Origin of the sequence: Sneathiella glossodoripedis JCM 23214, assembly GCF_000616095.1 — a bacterium.
In the GTDB taxonomy this organism is placed as follows: Bacteria; Pseudomonadota; Alphaproteobacteria; order Sneathiellales; family Sneathiellaceae; genus Sneathiella; species Sneathiella glossodoripedis.
Genome location: NZ_BAMS01000004.1, coordinates 125,628 through 142,476 on the forward strand (window position 1 = coordinate 125,628; position 16,849 = coordinate 142,476).

A 16,849-nucleotide genomic window follows, 5' to 3' on the forward strand; every position below is an offset into this window, starting at 1 on the left:
GCTGGATCCGCGCAAAATTTTTATCAATAGAGCCTGTTTAATAGAATGGCGTTTGAAATTTCAAGTTGATCCTGTAGGTTGTTTAAAAATAACGACGAGACCCAAAACGTGACACAGGCGAACCTAAAGATACGCGTGAGAGAGCTGAACAAAAGTTTCTCTGGCAAACGAGCACTCGACAAAATGTCGCTCGATGTAAGAGACGGAGAGATATTAACTCTGATCGGTCCATCAGGTGCTGGTAAAAGCCTGTTGTTGAAAACCATTTTGGGACTTGTAAAAGCTGACTCTGGTGGCATTTTGGTCAATGGAGAAGATGCTCGCGATTTATCCGGTGAAGAGTATGACACCTATCTGAATCAATTCGGCGTCTCTTATCAGCGTTCAGGTTTGTTTGATGGCTTGCCTGTATGGGAAAATATCGGCTTCAGGTTACTTCAGTTGCCCGGCAATACACGGAAAATTGTACGCGATTTAGCAGCGGATAAGTTGCGGGCTGTGGGGTTGTCTGCCGATTTGGTTGATCATTTCCCGTCCGAATTGTCCGGTGGCATGCAGAAACGGGTTGGGATCGCCCGTGCGCTTGTCGGAGAGCCGTCTATTTTGTTTCTTGACGAGCCTACCGCTGGTCTGGACCCCATCATGAGTAACGTGATTAACGAATTGATTGTCCGCAACGTCAGAGAACTCGGATCAACTGCCATTGTCATTACGAGCAATTTGGTCACAGCGCGTTTTGTCTCTGACCGAATAGCGATGATGCATGAAGGGCGGCAGATTTGGTGTGGTGATACAGACGAAGTATCCCAAACGGATGACCCATATGTGTATCAGTTCTGGCACAAGAAAAAAGATGGTCCTATTCGTATGCCTGTCGCGTCAATGACCGTCTAGAAAACTCCCTCACAAATTGCAGGTAACTCGCGTCCAATCCCACAGTATTCAGACTGTGGAGTTAATGGTGTGCTTGAAGCGGAAAAGACTGAAATAGAATCGATTTTTAATCCGCGCAAAAATATAGACTGGATAGAAGAGAAAAGTCTGAAATCGGTCTGGAGCGGAATTTATGTAATCGAAAATCCGGCATCTCGATCCTTCTGGCAGGATATCTATGACCGTGAAGCGAAAGAACGGCGTCTGCTCCGCGAGGCCGTGGAGGATCTAATTCGGGGCTATCCATCGCAACGATATAGATCATGGATGTCAGATTTCGATTTTATGGCAAAGCTGTTGCGGGCAGAGCAGTTGATGATTTATGCGCCATATTTTTACAGATTAAGTCGTGTGATGCCATTGGAGTTAAAAACTTCTCGTCGCAAAGTTGTTGGAAAGTATATTGAAAACAGACTGTCTTTGGATACACCTTATTTGCGGCGACAGTTTCGTAAATTTGTAAGGAGTAGCGTTATCTTGTACCCGGCAACCGAACTTTTTGAACTGTCGGATGCCTTTATTCGGTTGATAAATATGCATCGGGATCAGTCAGTTGCTAAAACCCGTGAACGGGTCAGATTAATGGTTCGGTATTTACTGATGATGAGTGATGATGATCTGGTTCGTCATTATCAAAGCTATCGAAATTATTGTGAGCATCTCACCTTTTTGCAAGGGCAATGTGAGTATTTACGCTTGTCAGAGAGTGATATTCTGACGTCAAAAATTCCGGACGAAGAATAAGAAATTTTTAAAAGGAGGAACCAGGCGTTTTCAGAAATTCAATCTCCTCCGGAGTGCTTTCGCGACCCAGAGCCGCATTGCGGTGTGGAAAACGCCCAAATTTTTCAATAATGTCCAGATGTTTCTGTGCATATTCTATTTGCAGCTCCGTTCCAAATTGTTTGAACAGCATCAGGGATTGCTGTTGATCCTGCAGATTTTCACTATGCTCAAGAGGAAGTGCGGCAAATGTTTTTTCAAAATCCTTTAATTGATCGAAGAAGCCGCGATCCAGCATGTGACGTGTGATTTCGCGGGCCTTACCGTCCGTTTCAAACGCTTTTTTTGACGCGCGAAACATATTTCGTGGAAATTGATCCAGAAGGATTATCAGGGCAAGTGAACCTTCTTTGTGTTCCGTCCAACTCAAAAGTTCACCAGCGCGTGCCTTTTCATATATCTCAAGAAAACGGGACTTGATTTCGGCGTCAAAGTCGTCATTTTTCTGAAACCACTCATCGCGATTGGTTCCGTAATCGGGATGTGATTTTGGGAAAAACCAAAAATCCAGAATAGCTGCGTGGTCAGTCATATTTCTAACAAATTCATTTATATGGTTAAGGGCTCCTCAATCATATTTGGTTAGGGTAGGTCCAGTCCAGAACTAGTTATTTGTATAGACCTTACATTTGAGAAAGCCGCAGTTATGTTTAGCCGCAGGATTACATATATAGGTGGATTGTTTTTTTGCCTTCTTCTGGGCGGGTGTTTCGACCCCGCGCAAAATGAACTGTTGGAAAAAGTACGCGGTGCCAACACACCGTCGGAGATCGAAACAGCTATCGGTAAGCCTGATGAAATTCATGAGCGAGGGGCATTGAAAATATGGCGCTACTACGCGAGTGGCGGTGATATATGCTTCTCGGCTGTCGGTTCAATTGCATTGAGAATGGTCTGCCCCCAATAACGAATTCAGAAAGTAAAAAGTATGTTCGGAAGTAATTGGAAGCGTGTCACAAGATTGACCGTTACTGCTTTTTTTGTTCTTGCAAGTGCGACTGCTGTGGCGACTGCAAGTCCACAGGATAATAGTGTCAAGCGTGGGATTAAGGGAGTTGACGATCGCTCTCGCATAGATATCACTGCCTATCCATGGCGTGCTATTGGCCGGGTCAATAATGATGGGCGTTTCTGTACAGGTGTACTTGTCGGTGAAAACAAGGTGCTGACGGCCGCACATTGTCTTTGGAACAATCGCACCAATCGCTGGTCCAAAGCGCGCTTTTTTCATTTTGTTCTCGGCTATGAAAAAGGTGAATATGCTGCTCACGCAAAAGGATTGGCATATTTAACGGCTCATGGTAGAAACCCGAAAACCCCTTTTCCGGAGTTCGAGCGCTCAGAAGATTGGGCAATCTTGACAATTGATAAGCCGCTTGGGAAGGAATTTGGTGTCATTCCCGTGGTCAGCGGCCTTGGAGTTCGCACTGATCTGGCGCGGGACCGAAAATCACAGATTTTTCAGGCTGGATATAGTGGGGACTTCGCGCATGTTCTGACGGTCCACAAGAATTGTGAAATAACAGCTCAGGTTCGCTTGGGCAGTTCGCGTGACCCGCTATATACACATCAGTGTGATGCGACCCGTGGGGATTCAGGATCACCATTGTTTTTACGTAAAGGTCGACAATTTGGTCTGGTGGCGATTCATTCAACAACTAACAGAATGATCAATGGTAAAGCTATCGGGGTGGCAATTCCCAGCGAACTTTTTGAAAAAGCAGTCAAGGCGGTTTTTTAGCGCTTTGCTCCTAATGAGTGAGTAATTGCCCAAAAAATTAGCTAAAATTTTAGTAAAAACATCAGAAAATTGATTTTAGTACCTCATTTGGGGGATGTTTTTTTTAATTTTGGTCTCTAACTTAGTAATCATGATGAGTTCACCTTTACCGGCGGCAAGCTTAGTGAATGGGTATACATGTCGGTAAAAGAAAAGCAGGTTGGCTATAATGGCAGGATCAAACGAGCATGAGAAGAGCTCGGTGGAAGATGCGGTAACCTCCTCTTCACGTGAAGTGGAAGAAATTCTGCGCGCGGCCACAGAGGGAAGTTCCGACTCGAAAACATCCTCGGCCGCCAACACAATAGAGAGTGTTGATTTTATGATTGATGACCAGAACGAATTGGTCGATTTGGATGCACTTTTTGACGCCTTGAACGTGGCGGCAAAAGATGGTGTGGATGCGATGAGCTACATTGAAGACCAATCCGGAACCAGCATCCTTACTGTTCCTAGCGAGGCACTTGCGAGCGCTGGTGTCACACCAGCAATGGATGACCTTGGAAAGTCTGGAGAGGATTTGATCGTCGATCCTCTGGTTTCTGACGAATCATAATCAGACACAATTGACTGGAATGAATCAGGGCCCCGCATAGCGAGGCCCTTTTTTTATTGCTTTGCATTTTTGGCGGCTTCTTCCAGCCTGTCCCTGAAAGACAAACCTTCAGGTGACTGCAAGAAGCTATCAAATGCTTCCACAACCGCAGGGTCATATTTTTCAGGATTGGTGCGAAACACCTCCATCGCTTCTTCAACGCTAATGGCCTGCCGGTATGATCTGGGGGATACACGCGCGACCAAAATGTCAGCCATGCCGAGCACGCGAGCCGAAAGATCAATTTCCTCGTCTTTGAGCTGTCTTGGATATCCAGACCCATCGCGGCGTTCATACATCTGGCCAACCGCTGTAATGACAGCCTGATCAATTTCCATTTCGCTCAGCAGGTTTTCTGCCTTGCTGACATGCCCTTGCATAATCTCCATTTCCTTTTTCGTCAGGCGACTTTCTTTCGTTCTGATCTTGGAAGGAATTGAAATTTTTCCGATTTGCGAAAGGTTGGCCCCTGTCAGCAAGGTCTGCTTTGTTTGCTGAGGTAACTTGAGGATGTCTGCGACATTGCCGGCAATCTCGCTCATATGGTGGGAATGGCCCGCCAGATGTGGGTCATTTTCTTCCATCATACGAACCAGAATTGATATGGTCTTACGACCTAATTCATCCTTTTGGCGCTGATTGATTATGTAATCCGTAATGTCACCGCAGACGGTTACAATTCCCATGAATATACCGTCATCATCCAGTAGCCGGGTCTTTTCAACACGCAGAAATTTCTCAATCCCGCCTTTGTCAACTTCAACGATTTCGCTGGTCTTCTGACCGCTGTTCAGCACGCGTTCATCCATTTCTGCGAATTTTCGAGCGACCTTGTCACCAAACAACTCGCGGTCAGATTTGCCCGGAATTGACTGTTCTGGAAGACTAACGAACTCTGCCAGGGATGGATTGGCGTAAACATACTTGCCTGAAACGTCTTTAAGACTGATCAGGTCATGAACTGTATTGTTAATACTGCCAAGGAGGCGTCGCTGAGCATTTATCTGAGTTGCCAGATCCTTGTACTGACCAGCCATATCCTTTGCACTTTGAGTCCGCAATGCGAACCAAATCCCGCTGACTACGCTAACAATTACGATAAACGCACTGGCGGCAAGCCCAAAAACTACATAGCGGTAGGTTTCAAGTTCTTGCAATGCGACATTAACCGGAACAGTTCGCAACAATGTTAGGGCAGTGTTTTCGACATCTGCACCCACTGAAAAAACAGCGAGAGATTGCCCGGGTAGAGTGCGGGCGCCAAATTCCTTGATCCCCTCAAGCGGTAACGCTTCTTCTTCACTGGCGAAATAGGGAGCGTAGTTGGTATTAATTCGAATGAGCTTGTCATTCTGACGCTGATAAAGATGTGTTTGTTCTCCCGGCTCAGACAGTTTTGAATTTCTCGTAAATTCAGATAGCTTTTCAGCCGCAGAAACTGTCATCAGAAAAACACCTACATTCTGCATCTGTGAAGATCCGTTGATTTGAGCGGACCGGACGGGAATTAGAAAGTCAAAAACCAACTCACCATTGGTTTCGCGCAGTGGCGTTGTCCCAACTGTAGCGGCGTCATAACCTTCTTGAGCCAGACGTCGTTGATCATCCGTAAGAGCAGGAGAGCCGGAGGATGCGAGATACGCCCGTCCGTCTTTGCCCACCATATAGGCGGCGACCAGATTATTTTCCTGAACAAATCGCGTGATTGCATTTTGCATGTAAGGAAGCTGTTCCTGTAGCGGAGCTGACAGGTTGTCGCCGTCCAAGCTATTGATTTCGGTGGCAAAAAGTTGAATTAGTGGGTTGCTGGTCAGCACATTGGCTTGCTGGCCGGTTTGTTCAACCCATGTGTTAATGACATCGGCCTTACCATTTATGGTAAGTTCCTGTCTCGTCTGTAATTCTCCGACAATTTCCTGTTGTTTTTCGGAAATTAAAACGCTGGATACCCAATAACAGACAACAAGCAATGCAATCGCCAGAATGCCAGCCGCAATTTTGGATTTTTTGTGTTTCGGGCTTTCCTGTTCAGGAATATCTTTGCCCATATACGTGTTCAGGTTCAGGTTTGACATTGCTTCTGTCATTGTTTTGCCCCCGCTGCGTCACCCAGTTGAGAAAACTGGCTGGGGATATGTGCCCAGCGAGTATTTTCATTTACGGAATAATAGGGGACGTAATAATTGACGAACTCTTCTCTTAGAACTGTGTCGTTCTGAGAATCCAGAATATAGGATTTAGAGCTCAGTTTGACGCTCAATACGGTATGCGTCACTCCGCGTAAAACATCATTTGTGACAACAATCCGCATCTGATCGGCGGAAAAGCCTAATTCACGAAGACTTACATATTTCATGATTGCAAAATCTTCGGAATCTCCTCCATTGGTAATAAATTCCAGTGGGGTTGCCCAGTAATCAGACTGTTTGTACAGATCCTGATCTGCAATATGTTGCCATTTGTTGATGAAACTGTTGATTTGCCTCATCGCGATTGATCTGTCGCTATGTTCCAGTTCCTGAATCTTGGTACGCCAAAGGGTCATCTGTTGGGAGTCGCACTTCAGAATATCCTCATCGCATCGTTTGGACGCTTCGCGCAGTTTGTCGAAACCGGCGAGTGAGCGCTGCCACTGGGGAAGAGCCGACAGATTTCCGGAGGCAATTTCCAGCGAACCAAAGAGACCAGGCTCCTGAGGTGATGCGGTTGATTGGGCCGGAGCTGATAGAATTACAGTTATGCCAAGGGCGGTGATAAAGGCTTTCATCATCTCTCCCTCAGCGCGTTATTTTTGGTTTTCAGAATTGGTTTGAGAATATAATCCAATACTGATTTATGGCCCGTTAGGGTATCCACCGTTGCAATCATACCAGGTTTGATAGGATAAACCTGATCACCACGACGAAGTGAATTCTCTTCAGTACGAACAATGATTTTGTAAAATGTCTCACCCGTTTGTTCATCAACTATAGTATCCGGCTGATTCGCTCCAAAGTTGCAGGTAAACCGCCATAGATGGAAAAGTCATAAGCCGTGATCTTCACTGTTGCCTTTTGTCCAGGCCGAAGGAAGGCAATGTCCGAAGGTCGAATTTTGGCCTCAACTAACAGGCTATCCTCAATCGGAACAATCTCCACAATATCCTGACCCGGGCGAACAACACCTCCAATTGTCTGAATTTTCAGCTCTTTGACCTCACCTTTGAGGGGAGAGCGGACATCGGTTCGTGTAACCCGGTCTTTCGCCGCGAGGATTGATTGGCGCACGCCTTCAAATTCGGCACGTGTTGCACTTAGCTCCTGTGAAGCCAGACTTCTGAAATTCAGGATTTTCTCTTCAATGCGCTGGTTAGCTTCCTGCAATGCACCCTTTGCTCTGGGCAATGCCAGCTCGGACGCTGAAATCTGCCCCTCTAAGTCGTTAATCTCTCTTTTGAGCTGCAGAAGTTGTACTTTTGGAACAATACCTTTTTCGGCCAGCGGTTCCGTAATCGCCAGTTCTTCATTGACGAGCGCTATGCTCGATTTCAGTTGTTTCAGGCGTCCGTTGATTTCCGCAATTTCCTGTTTTCTCTGTTGTGCCTGCTGACGCAGGATTGCAATTTGTGACTGCAATTCGGCCTGCCGTGCATTGAACAGGTTTTGCTCACGGATCGTAATATGCTGCCCTTCCGCGAGAAGTTCAGGCGGAAACTCGATGCCCTTACCTTCACTTTCAGCTTTTAGGCGGGCAATACGCCCGAGAAGATTTAGATAATTTGCTTCGATTTCACCAAAGCGTGCCGCAAATCCTGTATCGTCAATCCTCAATAGAATTTGACCTTTTTCGACGACCTCACCTTCACGCACCATCAACTCTTTCAGGATACCACCTTCCAAATTCTGTATGACCTGAACTTGTGACGATGGAATAACTTTGCCATCTCCGCGTGTCACCTCATCAAGAATTGCATTGTCAGCCCAAATATAAGCTGCGACAAAAAAGGCGATAACACCGAACAGGAGCAGCATGGATTTAGGGTTCGGCCCCTGCATTTTTGCGGCTACCACATCGGATGCAAAATCGGTATCGCTCCACTCTGTTTGACTAGACATTTTATTTCCTGCCATTTTCTATCCGTTAGACTTTGTGGTGCAATTAAGCTGATTTAGTTTTCTTGGAGGGGCGCTGCCCGACCTTGAGGACTTCATCGCGTGGACCATCTGCAACAATTTTGCCATGTCCCAAGACGATAATTCGATCAACAACCGAGAAAAGTGACGTGCGGTGTGTAACGAGCACAAGCGTCTTGTTCTGTGCATAGGTTTTCAAGCGCGTAATGAACTGCCGTTCCGAATTTAGATCCATGGAACTCGTGGGCTCATCAAACATCAGAATAGGAGGGTTGGGCAGTAAAGCTCTCGCAATACCAAGTGATTGACGTTGACCGCCAGAGAGGGTTGCTCCTTTTTCACCAACCTGCAGGTCATACCCATGAGGGTGGCGACTGACGAATTCATGGACGCCCGCAAGTTTGGACGCTTGCAAAATCATTTCGTCATCTGCTTGAGGATGGCCCATAGTAATGTTCTGACGGACTGTTCCGTGAAACAGGGTCACATCCTGCATGACACTACCAACTGCACGACGAATATCCGACGGATCAATCTGACGAATATCTGTGCCATCGATTAGGACCGCACCTTCGTCCGGTTCATATAAGTTGATAAGCAGTCTTGATACTGTTGTTTTACCGGACCCTACCGGGCCGATAATAGCAACCTTCTCGCCTGGACGAATTTTAAAGGAAACATTGGAAAGCGCTGGTAACTCCGTTCCCGGATATTTGAAAGTGACATCTTTAAACTCAATCTCACCTTTAACATTTGGCCGGCTCAGTTGTCGCTTGTCAGCAGAGCGTTCAACCGGTAATGCCATAATTTCGTTCAGGCCTTTCAAGGCCACAATGGCCTGATTAAGACGAGTGAGTAACGCTGCAATCTGACCAAGTGGCGCCATTGTCCGTCCAGTCAGAATTGTTGAAGCAATCAGTGCACCGATGGTCATGGTGGAATCGGGTTGTGACATCAAATAAACACCATAGACCACGACAAATACTGTCACCAATTGCATTGCAGCGGCAGACAGATTGATGCCCAATCCAGCAAAGAAACGGGATTTAACACTTGTTTGAGCGGTCTGCCCTACGAAACGTTCCCATTCTTTTTGCATGTGGCCTTCAACACCGAGGCTTTTTACCGTGTCCAACGCCGAAATGGTTTCGATTATCACACCATGTTTTTGTGAGCTTTCCTCTGTGTTCTTGGCAACAGTTCTGCGCATTGGCAGTTGCAGAAACAGGCCAATACCAATAACCACTGGGATGGCAATGGCAGGGACAATCGCAATTGGTCCTCCGATCATATAGATGATCAGCAAAAAGATACCCAAGAAAGGAAGATCTACAATCGCGGTAACTGTGGCGGACGTGAAGAAGTCACGCAAGGTTTCAAATTCCCGCAAATGGTTTGCAAACGCACCTGAAGAAGAGGGGCGTGCTTTAACCTGAATGTTGAGGACTTGCTCAAAAATGCGACTGGATAAAAGTACATCAGCCCTTTTTCCTGCATTATCAACAAAATAGGATCGCAGCGTTTTTAGAATCAAGTCGAAACAGATCACCGTAATGACACCGAATGCCAAAACAGATAGGGTCTCAAGTGCTTTATTGGGTACGACGCGATCATATACGTTCATTATGAATAGCGGACTGGCGATCGCAAAGCTGTTGATCAGGAATGCCGCAATTATGACCTGCGAATATGTCGGCCAGAATTTCCACATGGTTCCCCAGAACCACGACCCTTGCCGTTGTTCGAGTTCTTCATCTCTATCGACGCGGAATTGAAAGTTGGGCCGAACAAAAATAGCGTATCCCGCGTAAAGCTCTTGCAATTCGGCAAGTGCAATACTCTGAGAACCTTCACCTGTTTCCGGGAAAATAACTTCTGCGCTATTGGCATTTCTTTTTAATAGAATGCAGGCCTTTTTCTCTTTGAGCATGAGTACTGTCGGCAGAACGACATCTGGGATTTTTTCGAGTTTTCTGTTTGTTATTCTGGCGCTGATTCTAACCCGTTCCGCGGCTCGTACGAACAGATTTGGCGTGAGGCGGTTATCCTCCAACGGCAAACCATAGATCAGCGCATCCGGTGTACGGGGGTCTTCGAAAATTTTTGTAAGTGCGACCAGACAACCGAGCAACGGGTCATGATCCGTTCTTGAAACTTCTGACAGGCGAATGTCCCAGCTGGCGGGTTGGGTGTTGTCTTCTGACTTGCGTTGACCGTCAGCCAGGCTATCTTCAATTGTGCCGGCTGCGTTGCGAAGATGTTCGCTGGTTTTCAGATCTATTGCGCTGGTTTGCTCTGAAACCGTGTCCGCATCACTGCGTTTATCTGTCATTATATATTTTCCTGCTGGAAAGCATCTTCATCTGTGAAAGAACACACTGTTCCTTCTTGATGGAGCCCCCTCTTAAACTGCTCTTCTACAAGTTATACAAGCTCACCTCTGACGTGGTGAGTTGTCCCCAAATTTGTTTGTTACCTGTTACTGAACTGATGCATTCATTATTGCGTCCACATCTGCATTGAAGTTCCATTTGATGAAAAACATGTTAATAAAATTCATTCAGATAAAAGATCCCCCCGTTAACCAAGGTTTCGCCAGGTTTTACCAGGCGTTTTCATCGCAGTTTGCTTCCAAAATCCATCAATTGGATCCAAAACAACGCCGTCTGGTCAGAATCACCTGCATTTATCTATCTTGGAAAAAAAATTAACCATATTTATCCGCAGTTTTCCAGCACTCTATATAGCGCTTCATAAAATAAAGACAGAGACGTTGAGCTAATGGCGTGATTTTGAGGCTTCGAATAAACTCCGAAAATTTCGAATCATTTAAGTCATACTTTTATAAAATTTTATGCATGTGAAGATAAACCCAACTGGAAATGACAAAAAGCTGTGGGTTTTGTGTTGAAATTTTATTAGTTTACCTGAAGCTGATAAAAACGTTGCATAAACGACACAAAATTATGGGGGAGCCGAAAATCTGACGCCACTGCCGTATAAATCTTGCTTGTTTGCGGAAAATACAGTTATTTTGTTTATGAAATTTTGATCATTTGCGTTCAAACCCTGTTTGACATAAAACACAGAAACAGGTACTCGGTCTGCAAAATGATTATCAAGTACAAGTACCTTTGAGACATTAAACTTGAATTGGGAGAGGGGCATGAAGTCCAAGTTGAGCTCGCTTAGTGCTCGTAAGCTTATTACAACGAGTGTTATTGCGACTGTTTTCGGCAGTGTTGCGGCAATGCCGGTTCACGCTGGATCGCTCGCGGAAGCCGTTCAGGCAACTGTAACTAATTATCCGGAAATCGGCGAAGCATCTGCTAACCGCCGGGCTATTGATCAGGAGCTGGAGCAGGCTCACGGTCTTTATTATCCTTCAGTCGATCTGGCGCTAGGTGCTGGTAAAGAATGGACCGATACGGTTTCCATCGACGACGAATGGTTGACACGCACAGAAAGCAGCATCTCACTGTCGCAGACATTGTTTGATGGTGGTGCACGCTCAGCCGAGGTTGATCGTCAGGAAAATCGCGTTGACGGTGCCGCCTACCGTGTCCGCGAACGTGCGGAAGCAATCGGTCTGGATGTAGTTCAGGCTTACCTTGATGTTCTACGGAACCTGGAAGTTGTTAATCTGGCTGCAGAAAACGTGGAAATTCACAAGCGGACGTTGAAAGAAATTCAGGATCGTGTAGATGCTGGCCAAAGCGGTGTCGGTGACGTACAGCAGACTGAAGCTCGGGTTTCAGCGGCTGAAGCTGCACTTGTTGAAACACTTCGTCAGCTTGATGCATCTGAAATTGCTTACCGCCGCCTTGTCGGTGAAGCTCCTGTGAATCTGACATTGCCAGAATTTAACGACGGCGTACTTCCTGATACTTTGGAAGACATCATCGCAATTGGCATGGAAAGCAACCCGGATATTCGTTTTGCAAAAGCAGACGTCAGAACTTCTGATGCAGAAATCAAAGCAGCGGAAGCTAACTTCTATCCAACTGTCGCTCTTGAGCTGGACGCAAGTTCTGATCATGACACGGATGGTGTTGAAGGTCACAATGACGACTTCACTGCAATGGTTCGTCTCCGCTATAACCTGTATCGTGGTGGTATTGACATTGGTCGCCAGCAGGAAGCCGTTGAGCGTGCTTCTGAAAGCAAGCAGCGCCAGATGCGTTTTGAGCGTCTAGTTGAAGAAGAAATCCGCGAAAGCTGGAGTATTCTTGCAAGGTCAAAAGCGCGTGCAGCAGCACTGAGCGATCAGGTTGTTGCGAACGGACAGGTTGCAGCAACTTACCGTCAGGAATTTGAAATTGGACAGCGTGATCTTCTGGATATGCTGGACTCAGACAATGAACTGTTCAACTCACGTACAGCGCTGGCAACTGTTGAATATGCAGTTCTGTTCGCCAAGTACCGCCTGTTGGCTACAATGGGTCGTTTGAACAGCACTCTTGGAGTTACACTTCCTGAAGAAGCTTTACCAACTAACGGTTAAGCGTTTCCATCGAAAATTAAAAGCCTCGCTAGTTTTAGCGAGGCTTTTTTGTTCTGTAGACTGATTGCTTCAAAATTTATTATCTGGGTTTGTAACGCCACCAGCCATTTTCGTTGACGGCATAGATTGGGCGATAGTGTCGAATTCGTTTTGAATCGATAACCAAACCAATCTGGTTATCCAAAACCATTTTTTTGTTTTCAAACTCAACTGTTAAAATTGCATGTGCAATACGAAGGTTCATATCCTGCAGAACTAGAATCTGCATTTCCTCTGCTTTCCATCCGAGTGCACGCAACGTGAAATATTTCACAATGGCATAATCTTCACAGTCACCGAATTTCGCAAAAAACTCTTTAGGAATGGCCCAATAGTCTTTTACCCCCCAGTTTATGGGATCCAGAATGTAGCGATAAAGATTGATATAGGAATTGACTTTCGCCAACTGAAATTTCTTGGGCTTATCTTTAAGTTCATCAACCAGTTCCTGCCATTTTTTATAGGCGCAGGCATTTAACTGACCGTTGCCACAGGCCCCAGGTTGGTCCTTGTAGGTATCCAGAACCTTGCGCCATTTTGGAAATGGTTTGAGATCCTTATGCTCATACGCCTTGAAGCCGAAAATACCAACGGCTTCCGCTGAAGGAATATGTGGCACAGCTAACAGCCCGACCGCCAATACGGACGCCTTTAGGAATTTCTGACTACAAACTAGGGTTTTCAATTTCATTGACTGTGTTTGTCTCTGCAATAATCCAGTTTCTAACAGTGTGCCAATATCCCACAAGATGGCTTAAGAACTATTAAATATATAATCAACTGACTATGAATTTATTGTGAGATAAATGCTAAATAGTTACAATAAATAAATTATTTGCCCCGATACTGCCCAAAAACCAGCAGGGAAAACCAGTATGACTGACATTGATCAAGAACTTGGTAATAGCAAAAAAACGCATCGCTTTATCTGGCTTGCAGCGATCACGCTGTTCATTGTCGTGATTGCCGGTATTTGGGGTACGGTTTCATTTGTTGAGCAACAGCGCGAGCGCGATATCCGTGCGTGGGAAATTCAGCTTGGAATTGTTGCGGACAGTCGCCTTGCAAGTGTTGAAGAATGGCTTCGCGAACAGAAAGAAGCAATTGTTGCCCTTGCAGAAAATGAAAGCCTTCAGGTTTATTTGACACAGCTTGTTATTGATACAGGTGAGAATGGTAGCAAAATAACAGAAGTCCCTGAAGCAGGGTATTTGATAAACCTGCTGAATAATCACGCCGTAATTAGCGGTTTTTGGGAGCCACCAGAGCCTGAAATCAGAGCAAATGTAGCTCGGCCTGGTCGGGCAGGGATTGCCTTGACGGACGCGACTGGGCAATTACTGGTTTCCAGTGGAAATATGCCCCCGATGAACCCTGCCATTCGCGCAGGCATGGCGGCTGCAGACAGCGGCGTTTCTGCGGTGATTGATATTTATGAAGGCCTTGACGGTGAGCCTATAATGGGGTTCGTACATCCAGTCTATGCCGTTCAGCAGGATGGAAATGCAGATGAAATTATCGGTTTCATCGTTGGCATCAGAACAGTGTCCAAATCGCTGTTTCCAAGGTTGATGCAGCCGGGGTCAACGCATCAGACCGGTGAGACTTATCTCGTCAGACAAAACGGCAATCTTACCGAATATATTTCGCCACTTGCTGATGGTACACCGCCTTTGAAGCGAAAATTAAGTGCCGATGACGAACGGGCAGGAAGTTTTGTGATCAAAAAACCGGGGCTCTTCGGTCGAAAAATTAATTATATGGGGGATGAGGTTCTGGTGACTGGGCGCGCCGTGACTGGCGCACCATGGTACCTTGTTCGAAGCATAACAACACTTGAGGCGTTATCTGAATCCCAGCAGCGTTTAAATACCATGCTCGGTGTGTTTCTTCTATTAATTCTGGGGGTTACCGGAACAGTCATTGCGGTCTGGCGCCATGGAACTTCCATTCGCGCAGCCGAACTCGCCACCAAATATAAAAAGGCAGCTGAAGACTTACGTCAGAAATCCGAATTCCTCAAAGTGGTAACTGATCGCCAGCCGACAGCAATTGCAGTCTTTGACAAAGAAGATAAATTTACGTTTGCAAACAAGGTTGCTGCTGATAATGCAGAGATGGATCAGGACGAGATTATTGGCCGCCGATTGTCAAATGTCTTTGACCAGGATGTTTCTAAAAATCTGACGACCCTGTTTCATCAGACGCGCAGTGATAACAGCATCCATTCGCAATTGGTAACTGTGCATCAAGAGGGACAGGACAAAATCTGGAAGTCTGACATCATTCCACTTGTTCGGCCCAATGAACAGAGAAGTGATTTGCTGGCGGTATTTCAGGATATAACTGATGTGGTGACGGAGCGCGAACAGCGTGAGATGGTGCTGAGAAATCTGGTATCCACTTGTTGCCTTTTTGGACCGGCGGGATCCATACTCGGCGAACCAGTCCGCTCGGGTTGCCGAGGTAGGGGTCGCAATCGCTGAAGAACTGCAATCTTCTGACAAGGTCATCAGAACCGTTGATATTGCCGGTAATTTGATGAATTTGGGTAAAATTCTGGTTCCTCCCGAAATTCTGACCAAAGCAGGTAATCTGACAGAGGAAGAAAAAACCATTGTAAGAGACAGTCTTTTCGCCAGTGCTGACCTGTTGGAAGGAGTGAAGTTCAATCTTCCCGTGGCCGAAACACTAAGACAATTACAAGAACATTGGGATGGAAGCGGGCAACCTCGTGGTCTGTCTGGAACCGCAATTAATGAAGCTGCCCGCATAATTATGGTGGCAAATGCTTTTGTTGGAATGGTTAGTCCACGTGCTTATCGGGCCGCGCTCGACATGAATAAGGCCATCAGCATTCTTATGGAAGATGCCGATAAGAAATATGACCGCAAGCCCATCAGCGCGCTGGTTAATTTTCTTGATAATCGCGGCGGACGTGAACAATGGGCGCATTTCAGCGATGACCTGGATAACCAGAGCGAACGCTAAATAGTAATTGGATTAGATTATCGGTGCCGCTTTCAGGGCGGCGGGCCCCGTCAAAATGAGCTTCACCAGTTCACTTTGGCGGCTGGTATCCGTTTTTCTGAATATTTGACGAAGCTGAGAGCGAACAGTGTGCATGCTGACCCCCCACTCCTCCGCGAGGTCATCAAGTTTACTGCCATTGGTCAGGCCAAGTGCCAAACGGCCCTCAGCCGGGGTTAGTCCATAAAGCCTGCAAATGGCATCAATGGAAAGTTCCACCGGTTCTACCGGATCTGAAACAAAGAGGACGGCGCCTTTGCCCGCAACGCCAGTACCGATAGGTGCCACCATTACAGTAAGTGGGGCGTCACTATCCTCGCGCGAGACGGACATGGCAAAATCCCCTTCCTGCTTTTCTGTTTTGGAAGGGGTTAAGGCATTTTCCAGAAGTTCACCCAGTTGCTTGTTTTCAGCTGGATTTACGGCACGGCAATATCGATTTGTATCCAGCACCAACCCATCCTTCTTTTCCAGAAAACTCTTGGCTTTTCCATTAAAGAACAGCACTTGTGAAGAAGCGGTCACCAGGATCACGCCCATGGGTAATCTGTTCAGAACCGCAGTTGCAGATTCCAGCAGTGGCGCTGTATCCGCTGGGACTTGTTGGCCTTGTTGGCGCTCAATCGCGCTTATGAGACTGCGCCCAAGACCAGTGGCTGTCAATTGGCTGCGGATAATGTAATCCTGCGCTCCATTGCGAATGGCAAATTGTCCGATATTATCTTCATCGTCCGTTAGCAGGACGACAGGCAGTTCGGGAAAAGTTGCACGTAATGCTTTCAGCGTTTCAAAGTCCGCATCTCCAGTGCTGTCAGCATCCAACAGGATTATGTTGGCATCTGCTGTGCTTCGCTGATTGAGTATGGCTTCAGAATCCGGAACATGCATGACCTCCATCTCCGGCTTTTTAATATTGGAAGTAAGCCACAGCAGTTGCTGGGCGTCACTTTCATTTCTGCCAATAAACAGTATTTTACAAGCCAGTATCTGGTTCATGTAGCCTTGTTGCTCCAATAACGGTACTCTCAAGCTGGAAATAAAATCGCTTTGAGTGCCGTAAATTTAAACTTCGC

At 46.3% G+C, this 16,849-nt stretch carries 14 protein-coding genes and 1 pseudogene; 8 read left to right on the forward strand and 7 right to left on the reverse strand.

The annotated features are described in order from the left end of the window. Window positions 1–108: 108 nt before the first annotated feature. Both JCM23214_RS15135 and JCM23214_RS15140 read left to right on the forward strand, forming a co-directional pair. Entirely contained in the window at window positions 109–894 is a 786-nt protein-coding gene (locus JCM23214_RS15135) for an ABC transporter ATP-binding protein (RefSeq protein WP_025899676.1), read from the forward strand. Window positions 895–963: 69 nt separating this feature from the next. Next, entirely contained in the window at window positions 964–1,677 is a 714-nt protein-coding gene (locus JCM23214_RS15140; RefSeq protein ID WP_025899677.1) for a hypothetical protein, read from the forward strand. A gap of 7 nt (window positions 1,678–1,684) precedes the next feature. Here JCM23214_RS15140 and JCM23214_RS15145 read toward each other — a convergent pair whose 3' ends face one another. Continuing rightward, window positions 1,685–2,248 (reverse strand): DUF924 family protein, encoded by a 564-nt coding sequence (locus tag JCM23214_RS15145; protein WP_025899678.1) that lies wholly within the window; start codon window positions 2,246–2,248, stop codon window positions 1,685–1,687. A gap of 114 nt (window positions 2,249–2,362) precedes the next feature. Between JCM23214_RS15145 and JCM23214_RS15150 the strand changes: the two genes are divergently transcribed. From JCM23214_RS15150 to JCM23214_RS15160, 3 genes are all read left to right on the forward strand, one after another. After that, complete coding sequence (locus JCM23214_RS15150) at window positions 2,363–2,623, forward strand: hypothetical protein (RefSeq protein WP_025899679.1); 261 nt, start codon at window positions 2,363–2,365, stop codon at window positions 2,621–2,623. Between the two features lie 21 nt (window positions 2,624–2,644). Next, a complete protein-coding gene (locus JCM23214_RS22795) occupies window positions 2,645–3,457 on the forward strand; it encodes a trypsin-like serine peptidase (protein WP_025899680.1) in 813 nt (270 codons plus the stop codon). 208 nt (window positions 3,458–3,665) lie between these two features. Further along, window positions 3,666–4,052, forward strand: a complete 387-nt coding sequence (locus JCM23214_RS15160; protein WP_025899681.1) for a hypothetical protein — start codon at window positions 3,666–3,668, stop codon at window positions 4,050–4,052. A 53-nt stretch (window positions 4,053–4,105) separates the two neighbouring features. Here JCM23214_RS15160 and JCM23214_RS15165 read toward each other — a convergent pair whose 3' ends face one another. The 4 genes and pseudogenes from JCM23214_RS15165 to JCM23214_RS15180 all read right to left on the reverse strand — a co-directional run bounded on the left by JCM23214_RS15165 (window position 4,106) and on the right by JCM23214_RS15180 (window position 10,535). Continuing rightward, window positions 4,106–6,178, reverse strand: coding sequence for an HD domain-containing phosphohydrolase (locus JCM23214_RS15165; protein ID WP_025899682.1), 2,073 nt, complete (start codon window positions 6,176–6,178; stop codon window positions 4,106–4,108). Then, window positions 6,175–6,861, reverse strand: a complete 687-nt coding sequence (locus JCM23214_RS15170) for a transglutaminase-like cysteine peptidase (protein ID WP_084264872.1) — start codon at window positions 6,859–6,861, stop codon at window positions 6,175–6,177. The genes JCM23214_RS15165 and JCM23214_RS15170 overlap by 4 nt, the downstream gene beginning before the upstream one ends. Beyond that, window positions 6,858–8,200: pseudogene (locus JCM23214_RS21245) on the reverse strand (HlyD family type I secretion periplasmic adaptor subunit). The gene JCM23214_RS15170 and the pseudogene JCM23214_RS21245 overlap by 4 nt, the downstream one beginning before the upstream one ends. A 28-nt stretch (window positions 8,201–8,228) precedes the next feature. Then, a complete protein-coding gene (locus JCM23214_RS15180; protein ID WP_025899684.1) occupies window positions 8,229–10,535 on the reverse strand; it encodes a type I secretion system permease/ATPase in 2,307 nt (768 codons plus the stop codon). Between the two features lie 834 nt (window positions 10,536–11,369). On the opposite strand from JCM23214_RS15180, the gene JCM23214_RS15195 reads away from it, so the two are divergent. Further along, the gene (locus JCM23214_RS15195; RefSeq protein WP_025899686.1) at window positions 11,370–12,707 is read left to right on the forward strand and encodes a TolC family outer membrane protein; all 1,338 of its coding nucleotides are present in this window, start codon (window positions 11,370–11,372) and stop codon (window positions 12,705–12,707) included. A gap of 79 nt (window positions 12,708–12,786) precedes the next feature. Here the strand turns inward: JCM23214_RS15195 and JCM23214_RS15200 are convergent, their stop codons facing one another. Then, the gene (locus JCM23214_RS15200) at window positions 12,787–13,437 is read right to left on the reverse strand and encodes a transglutaminase-like cysteine peptidase (protein WP_025899687.1); all 651 of its coding nucleotides are present in this window, start codon (window positions 13,435–13,437) and stop codon (window positions 12,787–12,789) included. A gap of 184 nt (window positions 13,438–13,621) precedes the next feature. On the opposite strand from JCM23214_RS15200, the gene JCM23214_RS15205 reads away from it, so the two are divergent. Together JCM23214_RS15205 and JCM23214_RS15210 are read left to right on the forward strand one after the other, a co-directional pair. Next, window positions 13,622–15,232 carry a PAS domain-containing protein gene (locus tag JCM23214_RS15205; protein ID WP_025899688.1) on the forward strand — a complete coding sequence of 537 codons (1,611 nt, stop codon included), beginning with the start codon at window positions 13,622–13,624 and terminating at the stop codon, window positions 15,230–15,232. Beyond that, window positions 15,162–15,737: an HD-GYP domain-containing protein gene (locus JCM23214_RS15210; protein WP_159104376.1), complete on the forward strand. Its 576-nt coding sequence runs from the start codon at window positions 15,162–15,164 to the stop codon at window positions 15,735–15,737. Before JCM23214_RS15205 ends, JCM23214_RS15210 begins: the two co-directional genes overlap by 71 nt. A gap of 12 nt (window positions 15,738–15,749) precedes the next feature. On the opposite strand, the gene JCM23214_RS15215 is transcribed toward JCM23214_RS15210, so the two are convergent. Next, a complete protein-coding gene (locus JCM23214_RS15215) occupies window positions 15,750–16,772 on the reverse strand; it encodes a DNA-binding response regulator (protein ID WP_025899690.1) in 1,023 nt (340 codons plus the stop codon). Window positions 16,773–16,849 lie beyond the last annotated feature (77 nt).